Source organism: Sphingobium sp. CCH11-B1 (genome assembly GCF_001556865.1).
Lineage (GTDB): Bacteria > Pseudomonadota > Alphaproteobacteria > Sphingomonadales > Sphingomonadaceae > Sphingobium.
Map to the genome: position 1 here is coordinate 1 of NZ_LSJY01000138.1, position 1,967 is coordinate 1,967.

Annotated in this window: 2 protein-coding genes and 1 pseudogene; 1 reads left to right on the plus strand and 2 read right to left on the minus strand. The window is 68.2% G+C overall.

Annotation, left to right across the window (positions count from 1 at the left end; all coding sequences use genetic code 11):
- On the plus strand, positions 1-335 hold a 335-nt coding region (locus AX724_RS15370; protein ID WP_156448099.1), incomplete at its 5' end, for a GNAT family N-acetyltransferase.
- Between the two features lie 4 nt (positions 336-339).
- On the opposite strand, the gene AX724_RS15375 is transcribed toward AX724_RS15370, so the two are convergent.
- A complete protein-coding gene (locus AX724_RS15375; RefSeq protein ID WP_156448100.1) occupies positions 340-1,065 on the minus strand; it encodes a DUF6118 family protein in 726 nt (241 codons plus the stop codon).
- An 8-nt stretch (positions 1,066-1,073) separates the two neighbouring features.
- Positions 1,074-1,967: pseudogene (locus AX724_RS24105) on the minus strand (Ti-type conjugative transfer relaxase TraA); the annotation flags it as partial.

Here is a 1,967-nt window from a genome sequence, read left to right on the forward strand (position 1 = left end):
TAGGCGACCTCGTCGGCTACATAGATGTGCGGAGCGTGTGCATCGAAGGCGCTGCTGAGTTTGCCTCGTTTAATTTGGCTATCCGGACACGGTGGCAGGGACGTGGGCTCGGAACAAGCCTGGTGAAATCCGCCGAGGAATGGGTACGTCGCCGCAGGATACCTTTCCTGATCTTCCACGTTGCTGTTCGCAACGACCGGGCGTTCGCACTCTACCAACGGCTTGGCTATACCGTGTGCGGAGATGTGGTGGCGGCCAACAAAGAATCGGGCGTTGTTGGCGATTACTACGCGATGGGCCGAATGCTCGATGCTGACGAAGTTGCCCTAGCGTGATGCATTAACGACTATCTTGTCCATCCGGCCTGACCCTGATCGTGCATCGTACCGTCTCGCGGGTTCGGGCTGCGGCCTTGCTGCACCCCTCGATCGTTTCACGATTGGCCGTCACGATCCTGTCAGCGGCGACGATCGCGCGAAAAGCGGTCGGGTCGGCGCTCTGCATCATGCGCTGCCCGGCCGTCCAGCGGGGCATGTCAAGCGTCCGTGCCGCCATGCGCTCGGGCCACTGCCAGCTCGCCGGCGCGATCCCGCGCGCGACGAGGCCCGGCACGATCGCCCATGCGAGGATTCCTGCCACCACACCACCCAGGGCGAACCATAGCTGCCGGTTTCTCTGGTCGGCGCGTGTCCATGCGGACCCGGTGATGGCGCGAAGCTCGGCCATGACGCGGGCCTTGTCCTCGCCCGCTTTGGCGAGCGCCGCCTGGTCCTCGCGCCGGGCGGCGTTGCCTGCCGCTGCGATCCGCTGCGCCATCTGCTCGGGGGTGATCGCCAGCGCCGCACTCCGTGCGATTACGTCGTTGATGTGCGCGATACGGTCGGCCGTGGCGTCTATGCCTTGCTGCATCCGCCCCAGCGTTTCGGTATAGTCGGGCGTGTCGATCGCGCCGCGCTCGGCCGTCAGCCCTTCGATTGCCCGCCGCAACAGCGTTACCTCGGCCCGGACCTCCGCCAATGCCTCGGCCGCCGCGTCGCTGCCGTCATACTCCGCCTCGTCCGTCATCCCTGCTCCTACCGGCTCATGCCACGGTCGCGGTCACGGCCGATGCTGACCGACTGCGCCAGCTCCTGCCCGATCGACTTGCCCCGCTCCATGTTCAACGCCAGCTCGGGCGCGTGCCGCTTCAAGGCGGATTCGAGCTGCGGGTCGCGATGCAACCCGCCCGCCATGCTCTCCATGCGCTTGCCGAGCTTCTCCGCGCCCGCGCGGTTGCCGGCGCGCTCCATCCTGGCCCGCGCCTCCTTCATGCCCTGCCACTGCTCCACGAACCGGTCCGCGCGCTTCTCCGGGTCGATGCGGACCTGGCGCTCCGTCTCCATCGCCTTCACCGCGCCGCCCGTATTCCCCTCGGCCGCGTCGCGCGCGAGTCGGGGGTCGCGCTCGATCGCGCTGGCAAGGTCGCGGCTCCCAAGCGGTCGCACCTGGTCGAGCGCGTCGCCAGCCTTCGCCAGCGCCTGTTCCTGGTGCGCCAGCACCGGCAACCCCTTGTCCCGCATCCGGCCTATATCCGCTGCGGCGCGCCCATAGCGCTCGATCGCGCGGGCCTGCGAGGATGCCGGCGGCCGATCGGCCGCGACACGCTCCGGCGACGTCGCTTTCTCGGTCGCCGGCTTCGGCCGGAACCCCGCGAACATGCCCCGCGCCTTGTCGCGGACCTTCGCCACTATTTCACGCGCGAGTTCCGGGAACCGGATCTCGCGCCGATCGGCGAACGCGCGGGCCTGGTCCTGTTCCGGGCGCGCATAGTCGCCCGCCATGTCCTTGCCCCGATCACGCGACAGGGCGCGGACGAGCTGACGCTGATCGGCGAAGTCGTCGCGGCCATAATAAAGCTGCACGTCGTCGCGATGCCGCGACATGCCGACATAGGCGCTGTGGCGGTCCATGCCGGGGGTGGCGAGGAC

Excerpts from the sequence above, each read along its gene's own strand:
- AX724_RS15375 (WP_156448100.1), bottom strand. The coding sequence starts at position 1,065 with ATGACGGACGAGGCGGAGTATGACGGCAGCGACGCGGCGGCCGAGGCA.